This is a genomic window from Arthrobacter pityocampae (genome assembly GCF_002927275.1).
GTDB lineage: Bacteria > Actinomycetota > Actinomycetes > Actinomycetales > Micrococcaceae > Arthrobacter_D > Arthrobacter_D pityocampae.
Genome location: NZ_PRKW01000001.1, coordinates 700347 through 717935, shown reverse-complemented (window position 1 = coordinate 717935; position 17589 = coordinate 700347). Strand labels below are relative to the sequence as shown.

General features: G+C 65.5%; 17 protein-coding genes. 9 read left to right on the top strand and 8 right to left on the bottom strand.

The annotated features are described in order from the left end of the window. The first annotated feature begins 178 nt into the window (after positions 1–178). Both C4K88_RS03355 and C4K88_RS03350 read left to right on the top strand, forming a co-directional pair. Entirely contained in the window at positions 179–1015 is an 837-nt protein-coding gene (locus tag C4K88_RS03355) for a hypothetical protein (RefSeq protein ID WP_104120173.1), read from the top strand. A gap of 61 nt (positions 1016–1076) precedes the next feature. After that, positions 1077–2168 (top strand): 4-hydroxy-3-methylbut-2-enyl diphosphate reductase, encoded by a 1092-nt coding sequence (locus C4K88_RS03350; RefSeq protein ID WP_104120172.1) that lies wholly within the window; start codon positions 1077–1079, stop codon positions 2166–2168. Between the two features lie 37 nt (positions 2169–2205). On the opposite strand, the gene C4K88_RS03345 is transcribed toward C4K88_RS03350, so the two are convergent. Further along, on the bottom strand, positions 2206–3552 hold the full coding sequence (locus C4K88_RS03345) for a DNA recombination protein RmuC (protein ID WP_104120171.1): 1347 nt from the start codon (positions 3550–3552) through the stop codon (positions 2206–2208). A 63-nt stretch (positions 3553–3615) separates the two neighbouring features. On the opposite strand from C4K88_RS03345, the gene ychF reads away from it, so the two are divergent. Together ychF and C4K88_RS03335 are read left to right on the top strand one after the other, a co-directional pair. After that, positions 3616–4701, top strand: a complete 1086-nt coding sequence (ychF, locus tag C4K88_RS03340; RefSeq protein WP_104120170.1) for a redox-regulated ATPase YchF — start codon at positions 3616–3618, stop codon at positions 4699–4701. 166 nt (positions 4702–4867) lie between these two features. After that, positions 4868–5680, top strand: coding sequence for an aldo/keto reductase (locus C4K88_RS03335; protein ID WP_104120169.1), 813 nt, complete (start codon positions 4868–4870; stop codon positions 5678–5680). Positions 5681–6424: 744 nt separating this feature from the next. On the opposite strand, the gene C4K88_RS03330 is transcribed toward C4K88_RS03335, so the two are convergent. The 3 genes from C4K88_RS03330 to C4K88_RS03320 all read right to left on the bottom strand — a co-directional run bounded on the left by C4K88_RS03330 (position 6425) and on the right by C4K88_RS03320 (position 9233). Further along, positions 6425–7339: a hypothetical protein gene (locus C4K88_RS03330; protein WP_206604333.1), complete on the bottom strand. Its 915-nt coding sequence runs from the start codon at positions 7337–7339 to the stop codon at positions 6425–6427. Between the two features lie 86 nt (positions 7340–7425). Further along, a complete protein-coding gene (locus C4K88_RS03325) occupies positions 7426–8238 on the bottom strand; it encodes a hypothetical protein (protein WP_146065600.1) in 813 nt (270 codons plus the stop codon). A 188-nt stretch (positions 8239–8426) separates the two neighbouring features. Further along, the gene (locus tag C4K88_RS03320; RefSeq protein WP_146065599.1) at positions 8427–9233 is read right to left on the bottom strand and encodes a hypothetical protein; all 807 of its coding nucleotides are present in this window, start codon (positions 9231–9233) and stop codon (positions 8427–8429) included. A gap of 564 nt (positions 9234–9797) precedes the next feature. Between C4K88_RS03320 and C4K88_RS17065 the strand changes: the two genes are divergently transcribed. From C4K88_RS17065 to C4K88_RS03300, 4 genes are all read left to right on the top strand, one after another. Then, the gene (locus tag C4K88_RS17065) at positions 9798–10562 is read left to right on the top strand and encodes a hypothetical protein (protein WP_146065598.1); all 765 of its coding nucleotides are present in this window, start codon (positions 9798–9800) and stop codon (positions 10560–10562) included. Positions 10563–10696: 134 nt separating this feature from the next. Then, positions 10697–11203 (top strand): hypothetical protein, encoded by a 507-nt coding sequence (locus C4K88_RS03310; protein WP_146065597.1) that lies wholly within the window; start codon positions 10697–10699, stop codon positions 11201–11203. 114 nt (positions 11204–11317) lie between these two features. Continuing rightward, positions 11318–11875: a hypothetical protein gene (locus tag C4K88_RS03305; protein WP_104120163.1), complete on the top strand. Its 558-nt coding sequence runs from the start codon at positions 11318–11320 to the stop codon at positions 11873–11875. Positions 11876–12901: 1026 nt separating this feature from the next. Next, positions 12902–14122, top strand: a complete 1221-nt coding sequence (locus C4K88_RS03300; RefSeq protein WP_438502320.1) for a beta-ketoacyl-[acyl-carrier-protein] synthase family protein — start codon at positions 12902–12904, stop codon at positions 14120–14122. Between the two features lie 124 nt (positions 14123–14246). Here the strand turns inward: C4K88_RS03300 and C4K88_RS03295 are convergent, their stop codons facing one another. From C4K88_RS03295 to C4K88_RS03280, 4 genes are all read right to left on the bottom strand, one after another. Then, positions 14247–14831, bottom strand: coding sequence for a DapH/DapD/GlmU-related protein (locus tag C4K88_RS03295; protein ID WP_104120162.1), 585 nt, complete (start codon positions 14829–14831; stop codon positions 14247–14249). Positions 14832–15536: 705 nt separating this feature from the next. After that, positions 15537–15752, bottom strand: a complete 216-nt coding sequence (locus C4K88_RS03290; RefSeq protein ID WP_104120161.1) for a hypothetical protein — start codon at positions 15750–15752, stop codon at positions 15537–15539. 32 nt (positions 15753–15784) lie between these two features. Beyond that, positions 15785–16066 carry a hypothetical protein gene (locus C4K88_RS03285; protein ID WP_104120160.1) on the bottom strand — a complete coding sequence of 94 codons (282 nt, stop codon included), beginning with the start codon at positions 16064–16066 and terminating at the stop codon, positions 15785–15787. A gap of 114 nt (positions 16067–16180) precedes the next feature. Beyond that, on the bottom strand, positions 16181–16864 hold the full coding sequence (locus C4K88_RS03280) for an HAD family hydrolase (RefSeq protein WP_206604332.1): 684 nt from the start codon (positions 16862–16864) through the stop codon (positions 16181–16183). A 192-nt stretch (positions 16865–17056) separates the two neighbouring features. On the opposite strand from C4K88_RS03280, the gene C4K88_RS03275 reads away from it, so the two are divergent. Continuing rightward, entirely contained in the window at positions 17057–17563 is a 507-nt protein-coding gene (locus C4K88_RS03275; RefSeq protein WP_104120159.1) for a GNAT family N-acetyltransferase, read from the top strand. The last annotated feature ends 26 nt before the right edge of the window (positions 17564–17589 follow it).

Genomic DNA, 17589 nt, shown 5'->3' with positions numbered 1-17589 from the left:
TCGGGAGGGGTGCTCCCGCGTCGGCTCGTGGAATCGGCACTGTCCATCTCTACCATCCCGCACCCCCGGAGGCCGGCACCGTCCGGATATGTGCGCTCCGGAAATGACGGGATCGGGGCAGGAGCCGGAAAGGGCCCGAGCAGGCATAATCGTCAGTCCCACCCAGGACAAGGATTCCATGCGGACCATCGTCTCGGCCCTGTTGGGCCTGCTCGCACTCGTGGCCGCCGCCGGCGGCCTGGCGTGCGCGTGGGTCGATCAGAACCTCGTGGAGGAGTCGGGATTCCTCGCGATCACCGCACCGCTCGGTCAGGACACTGACTTCCAGGCGGCGCTATCGGCGTCCGTCGTCGAGGACTTCTCCGCGAACAGCGGTCTCCCGGGCCCGATCAACGCCCTTGTGGCACCGGTCGTCGGAGACGCGACGGCGGCGGTCACGGCGTCCGCCGCCTATGCGGACGCCTGGACCGAGGTCCTCCGCCGGTCGCACGCCGTCACCCTGGCACACGCCGCCGACCCCTCCGCGCCGGCGTCGCCTCTCCTGACGCTGGACCTCGCGCCGGTCGCCGATCTCGTGGCAGGGAGGGTGGGCGGACGTCTCGGGTTCGATATCCCGGCGCCCGAGGACACGACCATCGCGATCGGCTCGATCGAGCGCGACGGGCTCGTCGGCGCCGGTATGGACGCGGTGCAGTCCTGGCCCCGGTACCTCGCCGGTGCGGGCGTGCTGGGCCTGATGGCGCTCGTGATCGCCCGACGGCGCGGCACCACCCTCGCCCTGCTGGGGTTCGGGATGGTGGTCATCGGCGTCGTCGGAGGTCTCGCCGTCGCCTGGATCCCCGCCGCGGCAGCCCGGGTTCCGGGGACCGGTGCTGTCGCCGACGTGTTCCTCGGTGGCGTCGCGGACCGGGTCGGCATCGACGTCGCTGTCGACAGCGTGCCGGTGGCCGTCGCCGGGCTCATCGCCGTCGTCCTCGGCGTGGTGGGGGAGCTCGCCGTCGGGCGCAGGGCTTAGCCCACAGCGGAGATGCTCCGGATCACGCGGGCGCGGCTCGCCGAACCGGTAGAATCGGCCCATGACCAGCACCTCCGTTCAGGTCCCCATGCCCACCATCCCGCGCAGGCGTCGCACGCCGGCCGATGTCCTCGCCGCCGCGCCGGTCGCGGGGAACAAGTCGGTGCTGCTCGCGGCCCCCCGTGGGTACTGCGCCGGTGTGGACCGGGCGGTCATCGCCGTGGAGAAGGCTCTCGAGCACTACGGGCCCCCGGTGTACGTGCGCAAGCAGATCGTGCACAATCTCCACGTCGTCTCGACGCTCGAGGCGAAGGGGGCCATCTTCGTCGACGAGACCGACGAGGTCCCCGAGGGGGCGCTCGTCGTCTTCTCAGCCCACGGCGTCTCGCCCGCCGTCGTGCAGTCCGCGGAGGACCGCGGGCTGCGCACCATCGACGCCACCTGCCCCCTCGTGACGAAGGTGCACAAGGAGGCCCAGCGTTTCGCCCGGGACGACTTCGACATCCTGCTCATCGGCCACGAGGGCCATGAGGAAGTCGAGGGGACGGCCGGCGAGGCCCCGGACCACATCCAGATCGTCAACGGGCCCGAGGACGTCGACAAGGTGCAGGTGCGCGACCCCGAGCGGCTCATCTGGCTCTCGCAGACCACGCTGAGCGTCGACGAGACCATGCTCACCGTGAACCTCCTCAAGGAGCGCTTCCCGACGCTGCAGGATCCGCCCAGCGACGACATCTGCTACGCCACCTCCAACCGGCAGGCGGCCATCAAGAAGATCGCGCCGCAGACGGACCTCGTCATCGTGGTGGGATCGGCCAATTCCTCGAACTCCGTCCGCCTGGTGGAGGTCGCGCTCGAGTACGGCGCCAAGGCGGCCCACCGCGTCGACTTCGCGAACGAGGTGGACGAGTCCTGGTTCGAGGGCGTGGCGACCGTCGGCATCTCCTCCGGCGCCTCCGTCCCCGAGAACCTCGTGCAGGACGTCCTGCGGCTGCTCGCCGAATACGGCTACGGGCAGGTCGAGGAGGTCGTCACGGCGCAGGAGGACATCATCTTCTCCCTGCCGAAGGAGATCCGCGCCGCCCTCAAGGCGATGGGGGACCCGTCGCAGGGCCGGGGCGGGCGCGGGTCGGACCGCACCTCCCTGAACTGACCCTCCGGGCGGCGGGCCCTTGAACGGTCTGCTCCGTTCACGTGCCCCGGGTCAGCCCGCCGTCCCGTCGAGGAGTTCGTGCGCGGTGAGGGACCGCGGCGTCGCGTCGATCGAGGCCGCTGCCTCGCCCGCGGACGCCCGGGCTGCCGATGCGGTGCGCCCTGGCGGTCCCAAGCAGGCTCACATCGGCGCCGGGCCCGCCGGTGTCGGACCCCTCGGCCGCCGCGTCGACGACGTCGAGGGACGCCGAATCGAAGGCGCCGATGCGCCGGGCGGTGGGCAGGACCCTCGACTCGAGGGCGCCGACGAAGGAGTTGTACCGCTCGACGGACGTCTTCAGGGAGGAGCCGAGGCGGGTCACGTGACCGCCCATGGTGCCGAGGCGTTCGTACAGCTGCTTGGAGAGGTCGAACAGTTCCCGCGCGTTGTCCGTCAGCACCGCCTGGCGCCAGCTGAACGCGGCGCCCTTCAGGATGCCGAGCAGCGACACCGGCGACGCCAGGGCGACGCTGCGGCTGAACGCGTAGTCCAGCAGCTCCGGATCGGCGCGCAGCGCCTCCGACAGCACGGACTCCACCGGGATGAAGCAGATGACGAGCTCGGGGGAGTTCGTCGCCCCTTCCCAGTACTTCTTGCGGGCCAGGGCATCGATGTGCGCGCGGAGCGCCTTGCCGTGCTGCTTCAGCAGCTCGGTGCGCCGTGCCTCGAACCCTGCCACGGCGTCCGTCGATCCGTCAGCCGCGCCCGCCAGTTCCTGTGCGGCGAGGAACGCGCTCAGCGGCACCTTGGCGTCGATGACGATCTGCTTGTCTCCCGGAAGCTGCACCACCATGTCGGGGCGTGCCGTCTCGCCGTCGCTCCCGGCGGAGACCGAGACCTGCTCCAGGAAGTCGACGCGTGACAGCTTGCCGGCCGCCTCGACGACGCGCCGCAACTGGATCTCGCCCCACTGGCCACGCGCACTGTTGCTGCGCAGGGCACCGGCGAGGGAGTGGGTCGTCGACAACAGCAGGGCGTCCGCCTCGCGCGACTCCTCGAGCTGCCGCGAGAGCTGACCGTACTGCTCCACGCGGTCGCGCTCCAGCAGTCCTACCTGGAGCTGGACCTGCGTGAGCTTCTCGGCCACCGGGGCGAGGGCGCGCAGGACGTCGTTGTCCGTCGATGTCTTGCCGGTCAGCTCGCGGTTGTGCTGCTGGAGGAGGTCCCGCTGGGCCGCGGCCGCCGCCAGGTCCGTCGTCGTGCGTCCGAGGCGGGCGGTCGCGTCGTCGAGCTCTGCCCGGAGCTCCTCGGTGCGCGGGCCGACGGAGCGCAGCACCAGGAAGGCGCCGACGGCGCACCCGAGGACGAAGGCGAGGAGGACGAGGAGGACGGCGGTTGTGCTCATGCCCACACTGTCGCAGGAACCGCCGACATTCCACGGCACCGCTCGCCGGTAGACTTGTCTCCCGTGGCTCTTACTATCGGCATCGTCGGACTGCCCAACGTCGGCAAATCAACCCTCTTCAACGCCCTGACGCGCAACAACGTCCTGGCGGCGAACTACCCGTTCGCGACGATCGAGCCGAATGTCGGCGTCGTCAGCCTGCCCGACCCCCGTCTTGCGCAGCTTGCTGAGGTCTTCGGGTCAAAGCAGATCCTGCCGGCGACCGTGTCCTTCGTCGACATCGCCGGCATCGTGAAGGGCGCGTCCGAGGGAGAGGGACTCGGCAACCAGTTCCTGGCGAACATCCGCGAGGCGGAGGCCATCGCCCAGGTCATCCGTGTGTTCGACGACCCGGACGTCATTCACGTCGACGGCAAGGTGGACCCGCGCTCCGACATGGAGACCATCAACACCGAACTGATCCTCGCCGACCTGCAGACGCTGGAGAAGGCCATCCCGCGCGTGGAGAAGGAAGTGAAGATCAAGAAGCGCGAGGCGGCGCAGCTGGCCGCCATGCAGTCCGCGCAGTCCGTCCTCGAGCGCGGCGATACGATCTTCGCGTCCGTCACCAGCGACAAGCTGGAGATGGAGCACCTGCGTGAGCTGAGCCTGCTCACCGCGAAGCCCTTCATCTACGTCTTCAACGTCGACGACGCCGTGCTCGGCAGCGCCGAGCGCCAGGCGGAGCTGCGGGAGCTCGTAGCCCCCGCCGACGCCATCTTCCTCGACGCCAAGCTCGAGGCCGACCTCGTGGAACTCGACGAGGCCGAGGCCCGCGAGATGCTCGAGATGAACGGCCAGGACGAGTCCGGGCTCGACCAGCTCGCCCGCGTGGGCTTCCACACCCTCGGCCTCCAGACCTACCTCACGGCGGGCCCCAAGGAGAGCCGGGCGTGGACCATCAAGAAGGGTGCGACGGCGCCAGAGGCCGCCGGTGTCATCCACTCCGACTTCCAGCGTGGCTTCATCAAGGCCGAGGTGGTCCACTTCGGGGACCTCATCGACGCCGGTTCGATGAGCGAGGCGAAGTCCCGCGGCAAGGTCCGTATCGAGGGTAAAGAGTACGTCATGACCGACGGCGACGTGGTTGAATTCCGATTTAATGTTTAGTTCCTTCGCCTGAATGAGTAGAAATGCCGCCCTTGTTAACATGAGGGCGGCATTCTATTCACCATGAGCCGGGTCTGCTGCGCCGATTGATGGCCCTTTGGCCTGGCCCATAGTTGGGTTTCCATCACACTTCGCAGGTTGATGGCCCTGGTTGTAGCGTTGGTGAGTGATTACTTTTCCGGACGGCACCGTTGTTCCTGCTCTGGGGCAGGGAACGTGGAACCTGGGTGACTCTCCTGCCAGTCGGAACGCTGAGATCCGGGCGCTGCGCACAGGTATTGATCTGGGTCTGACCGTGATCGATACCGCCGAAATGTACGGCAATGGGCGCAGTGAGGACCTTGTCGGAGAAGCCATCAGGGGTAGGCGCGATGAGGTTTTCCTGGTGAGCAAGGTCCTACCCTCGAACGCCTCCGCAGCAGGGACGATCGAGGCCTGTCATGCAAGCCTGGACCGTCTGGGTACTGACTGCCTGGACCTGTACCTCCTGCATTGGCGGGGGAGATTCCCCTTCGAGGAGACCGTCGCGGCGTTCGAGTCCCTCATCGACGAGGGCTCGATCCGTGCGTGGGGTGTGAGTAACCTCGACACCGACGAGCTCCGGAGTTTGCCTGAGGGGTGCCAGACCGATCAGGTGCTGTACAACCTGACCCGTCGGGGTCCGGAGTTCGACCTGATGCCATGGTCCGCTTCGGCGAAGATGCCCGTGATGGCCTATTCGCCCGTGGAGCAGGGACGACTACTCGGCAACCCGGATCTGACACAGATCGCACGTGAGCTCGGCGCGACGCCTGCGCAGGTCGCTCTGGCGTGGACGATGCGCACCAGCAGCGTGCTCGCGATCCCGAAGGCTTCGACCGCCGAGCATGTGCTCGAGAACGCCGCAGCCCGCGACCTTCACCTCAGCGCCGTCGATCTCGAGCGCCTCGATCGCGCGTTCCCGCCGCCGACACACCCGGAACCCCTCGAAATGCTGTGACACGCGTCGGCTTCGGGGGCACCGCCAACCCGCGGGCTGGAGGTTGTGGGTCATGACATTCCTGCGCTTGATGATCCAGTGAGCAACAGCTCTGCTAGCTGGAGTTCACCCGCCCCGAGACAGTCTCGAGGTTCAGCCTGAATCTGACCCGAAGAATCTGATCCAATAACTGTGACCCAATGAACGGCCCGGATGACATTTCGGACGCGGAGAATCGACATCGGCACCATGTCATGATCGGTGTGGCCGGATCCTTGCTCCATGAGTTGGCGCGGGCATTACCGCGGCCTGTGGCGGATCGAGCGGACCAACCTCGAGGACTGGGCATCATAGGCGGCTGCGTCACCGTGCACGCCGTCATCGCGAATAGACGTCACCGTGCACGCCGTCATCGCGAATAGACGGGGTTGCGAAGGGTTGAGGTGTTGGCATGGAGGCTGCGTAGCGGCGGCTGCTGGAAGCGGACGCATCCGCGATACCGGACCTCAGGAGGACCACTCCTCGGAGTGTGTAGTGATCCGCCTCAGGGGGTCGATGCCAGCCCCGACGCCGGCCACGGCGGCGACGTCGGCACCGACACCCGGCGAAGAATTCCGGGGCTCCCGGGAATTCCGGGGCGCATAGGTAGGTGGTTCACGACCGTCCTACGGTGACACCGAAGACTATTTGGACGACGTGTCGGTCGGCGCGGGTCCGGTGCTGCAGTGACTCCGGGAACCCACAGCGCGTGCTGTGCCTGCGGAATCAACTAGGTGGTGTGGTTTCGGGCTCGCCCCAGGAGACCAGGCGGTCGAGCTCGTCGAGTCCGGCGGGGTAGCCCTCCGGTATGTGGGGTGGGTGCTGCACATCCGGTCGTGTACTTATTCGTTGGGCGCCGCCGCGGGCGAGGTCTTCGGACAGGGCGACGATGCCCTGGTTCGTCCACTCCCGGGCCGCATAGATCCAACCCTCACCGTGGGGTTGGACGATCTCCCGGTCGGTTTCGGGTTCAGGCCCGAAGGCGGTCGCCGAGATCCACGCCAGATACGAGGCATGATTGACATGCCCTTTCCCCATTGTCGCTTCCACCGCTGAGATCGATGAGAACTCTGCCCAGTCGGGCTGCCAGATCCGGACCAGATCCACGAACAGGCGCGCGGCTCCCGCCGGCGAGCCCGACGGGAAGTCATCGGTGAGGCGCAGGCTGATGCTGTTCGTTGAACCGGACCCGATACCGATGCTGAGGCTGGGATCTGTGCTGGATTCGTCCGAGGGATCATCACGGAGGAACAGGCTCAAAAGTGTCCGGTTCCGAAAGCCCAGTGATCGGTCGAAACTGGCGTCAATCATCTCGGTCAGGGCATCCGTGTCGACGGGGATGCGGACAGGCTCCTGACCGAGGTCGCGGGGGGCCCTGACCCACTGCATTGACCCAGCCGGATACTGTGCCGCAATCCGTGCCGTCGTCGCCGCTATCCGCGGAGCAAGCTCCGCCGCGGACTCGGTCCTGCCCGCCCAGCTCAGACTGACAAACGGGTCGTCGTAGTTCGGTCCCAGCACATCGCGGATCGTCATCATGGTCTTCACCGTACCCGGGTCAGGAATCGCGGCATCGGCGCTCGACATCGATGTGATGACCGTCCTCCCGTCACTGCGTACGGAGTTCTTCGTCCCGTTCATGCGCAGCCACAAAGGTGTACTGCCTGCGGATGGCCTACAGCAGGCGGGGGAGCCTCGGGCGCGTGTGCACCGGTGCGCCTGGGTGATCAGTCAGGTGGTGTGGATCCGGGCTCGCCCCAGGAGACCAGGCGATCGAGCTCCTCGAGCCCGGCGGGGTACCCGTCGGGTATGTGGGGTGGGTTCTGCACATCCGGTCGTGCACTCACCCTATGGGCGCCGCCGCGGGCGAGGTCCTCGAACAGGGCGACGACGCCCTGGTCCGTCCACTCCCGGGCCACATAGACCCAACCCTCACCGTGGGGCAGGACGAGTTCCCGGTCGGTCTCGGGTTCCGGCCCGTACGCGGTCGCCGAGACCCAGGCCAGGTACCCGGCGTGGTTGACGTGCCCTTTGCCCATGGTCGCCTTGATCGCTGAGATCGTCGAAAACCTTGCCAGGTCGGGCTGCCAGATCCGGACCAGATCTACGAACAGGCGTGCTGCTTCCGCTGGTGACCCCAGCGGGAAGTCATCGGTGAGGCGCAGGCTGATGTTGTTTGTTGAACCCGATCCCACACCGATGCTGAGGCTGGGATCGGTCCTGGATTCGTCCGAGGGATCATCACGCAGGAACAGGCTCAGCAGTGTCCGGTTCCGAAAGCCCAGTGATCGGTCGAAACTGGCGTCAATCATCTCGACCAGGGCGCCAGGATCGACGGGGATGGGAACAGGCTCTCCGCCGATGTCATCGGGGGCCGTGACCCACTGCATCGACCCAGCCGGATACTGCGCCGCTATCCGTGCGGTCATCGCCGCTATCCGGGGAGCAAGCTCGGCCGCGGACTCGGTCCTGCCCGCCCAGCCCAAATGCATGGACGGCTTTCGGTAGCCCGGTCCCAGCACATCGCGGACGGTCTTCATGGTACTCACCGTACCCGGGTCAGGAACCACGGGCTCGGTTCCCGGCGCCCGTATGATGACCGTCCTCCCGTCACTGAGTGCGGGGTTTTTCGTCCCGTTCATGCGCAACCACGAAGGATTCCTGCCTGCGGACGGCCCACAGCAGGCGGGGGAACCTCGGTCCAGTGTGTGCCAGTGCGCTGGTGCGATCAGTCAGGTGGTGACGATCCGGGCTCGCCCCACGAGACCAGGCGGTCGAGGTCCTCGAGTCCGGCGGGGTACCCCTCCGGTACGTGGGGTGGGTTCTGCACATCCGGTCGTGCATTCACCCTATGGGCGCCACCCCGGACGAGGTCCTCGAACAGGGCGACGACGCCCTGATCCGTCCACTCCCGGGCCACATAGACCCAACCCTCACCGTGCGGCAGGACGATCTCCCGGTCGGTCTCCGGTTCCGGCCCATACGCGGTCGCCGAGACCCAGGCCAGGTACCCGGCATGATTGACATGCCCTTTCCCCATGGTCGCCTTGATCGCTGACATTGTTTGAAAGACTGCCAAGTCGGGCTGCCAGATCCGGACCAGATCCACGAACAAGCGCGCTGCTCCCGCCGGGGAGCCCAACGGGAAATCATCGGTGAGGCGCAGGCTGATGTTGTTTGTTGAACCCGATCCCACACCGATGCTGAGCTCTGCCTGAGATTGTTCCGGTGAATCATCATAGAGAAACAGACTCAGAAGTGTCCGGTTCGGATAGCCCGATGATCGGTCGAAGGAAGCGTCGATCATCTCGACCAAGGCGCCAGGATCGGCGGGGATGCGGATGAAGTCCTGCCCGAAATCGCTGGGACCCTTGAACCAGTGCATGGAGTCAGCCGGATACTGTGCCGCTATCCGTGCGGTCGTCGCCGCTATCCGGGGAGCAAGATCGGCCGCGGACTCACCCCTGCCCGCCCAGCCCAGGTTCATGGACGGCTTTCGGTAGTCCGGTCCCAGAACATCGCGGATCGTCATCATGGTGCTCACCCTACCCGGGGCGAGGATCACGGCATCGGTGCCCGGCACCCGTGATCCCGAGGACTGAATCGAGCACACCGGGGCAGCCTCGTCGCATATCGCAGGACTTGGTCCATGTCGCCGTGGTCGATGACAAGCCCGCCGAAAGGTCCATAACGAAACCGCCAGGATCCTGAGTTGCGGTAGCAAGAAAGACCACTCGTTCGCTACGTACTCGAGCGGCCCCGACTTTCCGATGGCCGCCTTCTCGTCCGCGTACCTGCCAGCTGTGGTTCGGAGCTGGCCGGTTGTGTCAGTCGAGTCGGGACACGGCATCCAAACCCAGGGCCGGAGCGGCCCATGCGCTCCCTCATGAGCGGGGCGGTGTGGTCGTCACGGGTGCGTCTGTTCTGTCGTCCCCCAGGACGAGGCCTCAGAACAGCACACCGGTTCGATCAGTCGGGAAGCTGGCTTTGACCGCCGGGCTCGGCCGTTAACCCGCGGTAACCCGTGGGGGTGAGGCATTTGGAAGGTGACGGGCGAATCGTGACGATGACGGGCACACCGTTCGCCGACACGCGGATCATGAACACTCTCGTGCCGGGTACTGGAGCGAACATTGGCATGCTCGAGGATTATTCGACCAAACTCGGCGATACCAGCGGTAAACCCGGCGCAAGTAAGGTCAGTTTCCATTGGCAGGACGCTGATTTTCCGCCTGTGGTTCCCAATAACGTGACCTCTGCATATAACGAGGAGGGTGGCCTGCCGCTTGCGGCTTTCGATCACGCCGTGGACCTGGAGATCCCGGAGGAGGTGAGGAGCACGTATGTCGGTTACAGTGCGGGTGGATCGATGCTCGGAACTGGGGAGCGGGAGGGACTGGACTCGACAAACATCGTGCACGTGGCCCCCGCCGGCACCGGTCACAATGTCGGAGGGCCCGAAGACACGGCGAATCCGGACGCGAACCGGTACTGGATCCAGACCAGGGACGACCCGATTAAAGCGGCGCAAAAACTTGGAGGAGGATTCCACAGTAGATCCCTCTGGGAAGGGGGCAATCCAATCGAGGTGATGGGCGCCACACGGTTGGAATCCGGGTTCACGGACCCGGACGCGCCATCGTCACTGATGAAGGGGCACCTGGATTACTTCTATCCAGCATCAACGTCCGCGCTGAACATCACAGGAGTCGTTGACGGGTCTTCCGTCAGCCTCTTCGTCAAGGATGTCGAACACACCACCTACCTCGGAACGAAAGTAGTACGGTCACCCATCGAGGACACGCCAGAGAACTACGTCAACGGGAATCTGAAACCCATTACCACCGCGAGCCTGGAGGAATGAGTATGCATAGAACCAGGGATACCCCGCGCTCGCTCGGCCGCCTACCAAGCATCCTCGCCGTCATCGTTTCCGGTCTGGTCCTGGCGGGCTGCGCCACTCTTTCCCCCTCTAATTCCCAAGACAGCGAGACGACGATGACCGAGAACCCCACGGACGCCAGCCGGGCGAATTTCGCTGCCGCTCGGGAGCGCATGGAGTACATTCTTCCGCTGCTTCAGGCGGAAGCCGCTACGGCTGGTCTGGATATGCCACTTGAGAGATTGGCGGAGATCTCCTGTCTTCGCCCGGAGATCGAAGCACAGCAGGAGCAGACCAGTTGGATAGGGCAGCTTGCAGCGGTCAGCACGGACTCGGCGCAAGCCAATGCTGTCGTGGACGCGGTCTCTGCGGCCCTCGCCTCAGAAGGATGGGAGCTCACCCGGGACGACGATCCCAGTAATGACCCGTACACGCCCCGCTACATCAACTACACCAAAGACGGCATCAACGTGAGCGCAAAATACAAAGTGGGAGTCACGGACAGCGTGGAAGTTTTTGCCCGGACACAATGCACCGATCATCCGAGGGATCATCAAATGGTGCGTTCGACTCTGGACCCCGGATACGGCAAGAGCAGCAAGTACTATCCAGACGGCGAGTAGATCTTCGGGGCCGACCTGCGGGTGCTGGGCCCAAGGGGTACCGCGAATGGGGGACGTGACGTAGTGGTGCAGTACACACGAAGATTGGTGTGGCGGCGTCGTGCAGGGGCCCGGGTGGCCGGTGTCCTGATATCAGCCGGCCTGCTGGTGACGGGTGTGGGCTGCGCCCCATCCGGCACCACAGACGCCGACCGGGCGGACTTCGCCGGCGCGCAGGAGCGCATGGAGCACATCCTTCCCCTGCTGCAGGCCGAAGCCGCTACGGCTGGTCTGGATCTACCGCTCGAGAAGTTGGCCGAACGCTCCTGTCTCCGCTCGGAGATCGAAGCACAGCAGGAACAGACACGGTGGGAAGGGCAGCTTGCGTCGGTCAGCGCGGACCCTGTGCAGGCTGACGCGGTCGTCGACGCCGTCTCGGCGGTTCTCGCGTCGGAAGGGTGGGAGCTCACCCGGGACGACGATCCCGGTAACGACCCGTCCACGCCCCGCTACGTCGACTACACCAAGGACGGCATCGACGTCAGTGTGATGTACAGGGTCGGAATCACGGACAGCGTGGAAGTCCTCGCCTCCACCGATTGCACTGATCATGCGAGTGATCATCAGATGCTGCGCTCGGCCCTGGACCCGGGCTACAGCAAGAGCAGCAGCTACTACCCTGACGGAGAGTAGACATTCGGGACCGAGCTGTGGCTGAGGCACAACCCAGACGTTGGTCGGCTACGAAACGTGGTTGAATTCAGGTTCAATGTGTAAGACCGATTCACTTTAGGTCGTGAGAAGGGCTCGGAATGCTGTGGCATTCTGAGCCCTTCTTTTCGCTGAGGGGTGTAATGGCTTCATCGGAAAGGTGCCCGGCATGTCCAGGGTGATGGAGGCTGGAAGTGCCTTAACCTGAACGGCGTGGACCGAAGAGACATGGATGGTGCTGCAACGCTCACGACCCTGCTGCGTCATTCGAAGCGACCCTCGTCGGTCAGGTCGATTTTGTCGGGGTGGAACATGCTGCAGGTCGACGTTCCTTCACAGGAACAAGTAGGGACGGCGATATCGATTTTGGTCGGTTCCGGTATTGCCGACGTTGACTGTTCCTGGGGATGCGGCTTACGGAGCAAGGCGGACAGCTCAGGCGGTCGGTGAAAGGCAGTCAGGGGACGCGGTCAATCCCGGGCGCGATCAGCGATCTACTGGCAGGATGCGAGTTGAGCCGTGCACCATTGGCTCTGCCTCAGTCTGTCTATGGTCCGGCGCGCGAGGACTACTTCGACGCGGCCCGACGCAGGGAAGAGCGCCAATCGCGGCATCGCTGGTGGTGGCCCGATCCATTCAGGCGCCCCGGCCAGTGACGCTGCCGGGCGAGGATGGTCAGCCCGATTCCGTACCGGACGCGGTGAATGAAGTAGTCGCCGTAGCCGGCCGCACGGCCTCAACGCCTGCTTGCTGTGCGTTCTTGACGACGTCGTGAATGTCCCGCCCTCCGGAATCGTCCGCGCGCCCCTTAATCGTATGTAGCAGCTGCCTGGACGGCCGGAACATCGATCTCGGCGACGCTGCGACCGGAGGCATGGTCTCCAGTTGGAGTGGGGGGTGGCTTTGTGAGGTACTGAAATGAGCCCCGACAGTCGGCGGATAGTGTTGCGGGCAGACTGAACGTTTCGGCTCGAGCAGTAGCTCGATGGGTAGAAGGACGGGTTTTCCTTGACGACGAACGCGCATGGGGTGGTGGTGACCGGGATGGGTGCCATGACGCCCGTCGGAGGGACGGTCGCGCAGACGTGGGACAGCCTCATCGCGGGTCGGTCCGGTATTCAGGGGTTGGACGAACCGTGGGCGCAGGAACTGCCGGTGCGGATTGCCGGGCTCGTCACCGCCGATCCGGCAGCGTCGCTGTCAACCCGGGAGTACCGGCGGATGGATCGCTGTGGGCAGCTGGCACTGGTCGCCTCGCGGGAAGCGTGGGCGCAGGCCGGCACGCCGGCGGTTGACCCTGACCGGCTCGCTGTGGTGATCGGGTCCGGCTACGGGGGGTTGGGTACGGTGCTGTCCCAGGTTCGTGTCCTGGATGCCGGGGGTCCTCGTCGGGTCTCTCCGCATACGCTTACCCAGATCATGGTGAACGGGCCGTCGGCGTGGGTGTCGATGGACATCGGCGCGCAGGGAGGTGCCCGGACGCCGGTCAGTGCCTGCGCCTCCGGGGCCGAGGCAATTGCCCAGGGTGTGGAGATGATCGCCGCGGGAGTAGCGGATGTCGTCGTGGCCGGGGGAGTGGATGCCTGCGTAAATGACCTGGCCATCAGCGGTTTCGCTCAGCTCCGGGCACTGTCCACGAGTCAGGGGGATCCGACCGCGGCTTCACGGCCGTTCGACCGTGACCGGAACGGGTTCGTGATGGGCGAGGGAGCCGGCATCATCGTCCTCGAGCGGGAGGAATTCGCCCGGGCGAGGGGAGCCGAGATACTCGGTCGGATCGCGGGGACTGCCGTGACCTCTGATGCCGGGGACATAGTGGCCGCCGATCAGGCCATCCAGGTGCGGGTGATGCAGAAAGCGCTTGCGGCCGCAGGGCTCGTAGGGTCGGACATCGACTTCGTCCACGCACATGCCACGTCCACCCCTGTCGGTGATCTCCTCGAGGCCGGTGCAATCAGCGCAGCGGTCGGCAATGCTGTGCCGGTGACCTCTACCAAGTCCATGACAGGGCACCTACTAGGGGGTGCCGGTGCACTGGGGGCTATCGTGACCCTTCAGGCCCTCCGAACAGGACGGCTACCCGGCACCCTCAACCATGAGAACCCCGACCCGGAGATACGCCTCAACGTCATCGACACGACGACCGCATGTACCGCTGCGAAAGCGGCCATCACCAACGCTTTCGGATTCGGCGGCCACAGCACTGCCCTGGTCATCACCGCGGCCTAACGAGGAAGAGAGCGTGATCCAAGGCGCCCACTCGGGAGTCGTGAAGGCAGAGGTCATTCTGCTACGGAACGTGGTGAAGTTCCGCTTCGACCTCTGACGTCGCGGTTGTCAGCAAAAGTGGGACTTAGTCTTCCAGGACCGTGCCCACCTGCTTCGCCGGCACACCAACGACCACTGCCCCCGCGGCAACATCCTTCGTGACGACTGCACCGGCGCCCACGACAGCGCCATCGCCGATGGTGATGCCTGGCAATACCGTCACGTTGGCCCCCAACCACACGCCCCGGCCGATCACAACGCGGGCCGGATGCATGTCGGCCCGTCGGCTTGGCAGCATGTCGTGGTTCAGGGTCGTGATGACGGCGTTGTGGCCGATGAGGGATCCGTCACCGATCTCGATACCACCCTGGTCCTGGAACCGGCAGCCGCCGTTGACGAACACGTCCGCGCCGAAGTGAATGTTCTTGCCGAAGTCGGCGCTGAACGGCGGGAAGAGTTGGAAGGACTCGGGGACCTCGCGTCCGGTCAGCTCGCTCATCAGGGCGCGCACTTCTCCGGGGGACTGGTACCGCCCATTGAGTTCGGCGGTGACGCGCAGCGATTCTTGGCTCGCTGCGTGCATCGACTCATGGTGCGGTGAACCGCCGGGGATCATCTCCCCGGCATTCAGTGCGGTCAGGAGCTCGTCGAGACCTGGAATGTCGGCCATACACCCAACGGTATCCTGCCGGTCCTGCACCCTGAGGCCGTAATTCAAGAGCATCGGAAAGCAGAGCCTGATCGGCCGACGCGGCGAGGGCAGTCTGCGGCGGCTGTCCTCAACATCCGGGGAATCCTTCTCCCATGGACAACGGGGAGCCGAATCGAACTCTTCAGATGGAGCTCTTCGGGTCTTCCCGGACCACATTCCCGCCCGAGTCGGGCGGAAGCGTGAACAGTAAGGGCGGATATTCGACCTGTGTGAGGTGGCGCGTTGTTCCGAGTCGGACCCGCCCGGATGTCGCGCCCTTCCCCGAGAGATCGATCGCTACTATTTCGGGAATGAGCGACAACGGAATGACGGTCGGAAAGCTGCACCCGAAGCTCGAGCAGATCCGCGCACGAGCGGTCCGGCGAGGTAGGTCATTCGAGGTGGTTACTCCGACAGAGTTGGCTGTCGACGGTGCGGCGGGAGCTGGTTTCCTGTCGCGGGTCCTGACTTTCCTGTGGAGCCTTATCGGCCTGCGCGGAGCGCTCGAGGCGCCTGAGGGGGAGCGCCCCTACAGAACTGTGTATTCGGTGGGTTCCGGCGGTCGGGTCCGGAAAGCTCGGCTCTGGGCGCCATACCGTCCCTGACGCGCTCCTTTCTTCCACCGGGTGCTGCCTGAGGAAGGGTCCGAGCGGTGAGCTCCGCCGGAACGCCGCGCATGAGCGGCTACTCGTCGAGGTTCCTCCAGCCGCCTCGGCATGACATCGGCGGCGCCACGGGTACCGGCGCAGGCCAGATGACGATCATCACGGTGGCCGGAGGTCCCAGCAGCAGGGAGACGAGGAACCACGCCCAACGGGAGCGGTTCTTCTGCTGGGCGAGTCCGGCGTTGATCAGGGCTACCGTGAACCAGAAGAAGCCTGAGCTGACGTAGTCGTCCATCAGGTCACTCGATCACAGGCGCGACGCATCAGCTACTGCGTCAGCGGCGTGCGCTGGGACACCCAGATCGGCCCCACCTGCGTGATGAACTCCCCGTCACACGCCTGCATGTCCTCATTGGAGGGGGCGTTCTCGCCCTCGTAGGAGGATTGGAACCCGAGCTGGTTGCCGTCGTGTTCCTCGAGGGGCCCGACGCCCCAGCCCTTGTCCTGGACGCAGGAGCGCAACTCGTCGACGGCGTCGCGATATTCGGTTTCTGTCACCACGAGGTCCTCCAGGACGGCTTGCTGGTACTCGCTCGTGGTCTCCCGCATTTCGCGTTTCTCGTCGTCGGTGAATGATGGAGCGATGGCGCAACCGGCAAGCAGAAGAGTTGCGCATCCGGTAGCGGTCAGCCTTGATCGGGTCCCCAGCATCCTGCCTCACGGTCAGAGGAGGATCGAGGATTCCGTATCAAGTGGTCCGTCCGGTGCGCCGAGGACCAGGGCGTTGACCAGGTCGAGTCCCCGAGGACCGAAGGAGGTCAGCGGTGGAAACAGCAGTGTGGTGAGGCCCATGTCCGTTGCCGCCCCGTCATGGGTCCAGCGGTCACCGACCATGAGCGTCCTGCTCCGGTCTGACGCTGACCGTCGCAGGGCGACTTCGAAGATTTCCGGGTCGGGTTTCTGCACACCGTGTTCGAAGAACAGCACGTAGTCGTCGATGTAGTGACCCGCTCCTTGTGCACTCAGCAGCGGGCGGATGTCGAAGTGGATGTCGCTCAGGACGACGATCCGGCAGCCGGCTGCGGCGAGCCGCTCGAGGACTGGCACCGCGTCCGGGTAGATCGGCCGCGATTCCGGGTACTCGTCGAAGCACAACAGTCGGGTGGCGAGCTCTTCATCCAGCCCCGCCCGGCGGAAGTGCAGCGATTCCGCTGCGTCGAAAGCTTCCCGACTGGTGTCAGCGCCCGCTTGCGCGGCGACGATATCGAGATCGGATGCGCTGCGCTCGAGGGCCGCGCACACCCTATCGACGGCACCGAGATCAGGGCGCCCAAGTCTCGTGAACGTGCCTCCCACCCGCTCGCGAAGCGGCGGATCGTGAACCAGCGGGTAGCCCCACTTCTTCACGACCGCCAACGCCTCCTGCGCCGTTCCACCTCACGGCAGAGCCTTCCGCTGACCGCTGCCGGTGATGCGCCAGTTCCCGAAATCTCATTCCTCGAACGCACAAGATGGTCCCGGACCACCGGTGGCAAACAGTCGGCCGTGGCTCCGATCCGCCCCACGGCGGAATCCGCGTAGGTTGGTGCCGTGCATCAGATGACGGTCAGACCGACGACCGAGGACGACTGGCAGCAGATTCGAGCCCTCCGTCTCGAAATGATCCGGGACACATCGGAGGGCTTCACCGAGACCATCGAGGATGCACTGCTGCACGACGAGCAGGAGTGGCGGATGCGCGGGCGCCGCAGCCGGGCCGAGAACAGCGCCTCCTTCGCCGCAGTCGATCCCCCAGGACGGTGGGTCGGCGTGATGGGAGGGTGGATTCCCGACGCTTCGACCGGACCCTTGCTCGTGGGTGTCTACGTCACTCCACTCCACAGGGGGCGGCGGGCCGGCGTGGCGGACAGGCTCCTGGACGCCGTCGAAGGTTGGGCCGGTGCTCACGGCCCGACACTCCGCCTGGCGGTGCACGAGGACAACCGGCGGGCGCGGGCCTTCTATGCACGCCGTGGGTTCGTCCTCACCGGCGGATCGGAACCCTACGCGCTCGACCCGACCCGGCGTGAACTGGGAATGGTGCTCGTCCTGGAAAAGGAGCAGTAGCGGGTCGGTCCCGGACGGCCGGTGCA

Coding starts and splice junctions, on each gene's coding strand:
- C4K88_RS03330 (WP_206604333.1), bottom strand. CDS start 7,339: ATGAACGGGACGAAGAACTCCGTACGCAGTGACGGGAGGACGGTCATC.
- C4K88_RS17065 (WP_146065598.1), top strand. CDS start 9,798: ATGAACACTCTCGTGCCGGGTACTGGAGCGAACATTGGCATGCTCGAG.
- C4K88_RS03355 (WP_104120173.1), top strand. CDS start 179: ATGCGGACCATCGTCTCGGCCCTGTTGGGCCTGCTCGCACTCGTGGCC.
- C4K88_RS03290 (WP_104120161.1), bottom strand. CDS start 15,752: ATGGACGACTACGTCAGCTCAGGCTTCTTCTGGTTCACGGTAGCCCTG.
- C4K88_RS03350 (WP_104120172.1), top strand. CDS start 1,077: ATGACCAGCACCTCCGTTCAGGTCCCCATGCCCACCATCCCGCGCAGG.
- C4K88_RS03320 (WP_146065599.1), bottom strand. CDS start 9,233: ATGATGACGATCCGCGATGTTCTGGGACCGGACTACCGAAAGCCGTCC.
- C4K88_RS03285 (WP_104120160.1), bottom strand. CDS start 16,066: ATGCGGGAGACCACGAGCGAGTACCAGCAAGCCGTCCTGGAGGACCTC.
- C4K88_RS03325 (WP_146065600.1), bottom strand. CDS start 8,238: ATGAAGACCGTCCGCGATGTGCTGGGACCGGGCTACCGAAAGCCGTCC.
- C4K88_RS03295 (WP_104120162.1), bottom strand. CDS start 14,831: ATGGCCGACATTCCAGGTCTCGACGAGCTCCTGACCGCACTGAATGCC.
- C4K88_RS03345 (WP_104120171.1), bottom strand. CDS start 3,552: ATGAGCACAACCGCCGTCCTCCTCGTCCTCCTCGCCTTCGTCCTCGGG.
- C4K88_RS03275 (WP_104120159.1), top strand. CDS start 17,057: ATGACGGTCAGACCGACGACCGAGGACGACTGGCAGCAGATTCGAGCC.
- C4K88_RS03310 (WP_146065597.1), top strand. CDS start 10,697: ATGACCGAGAACCCCACGGACGCCAGCCGGGCGAATTTCGCTGCCGCT.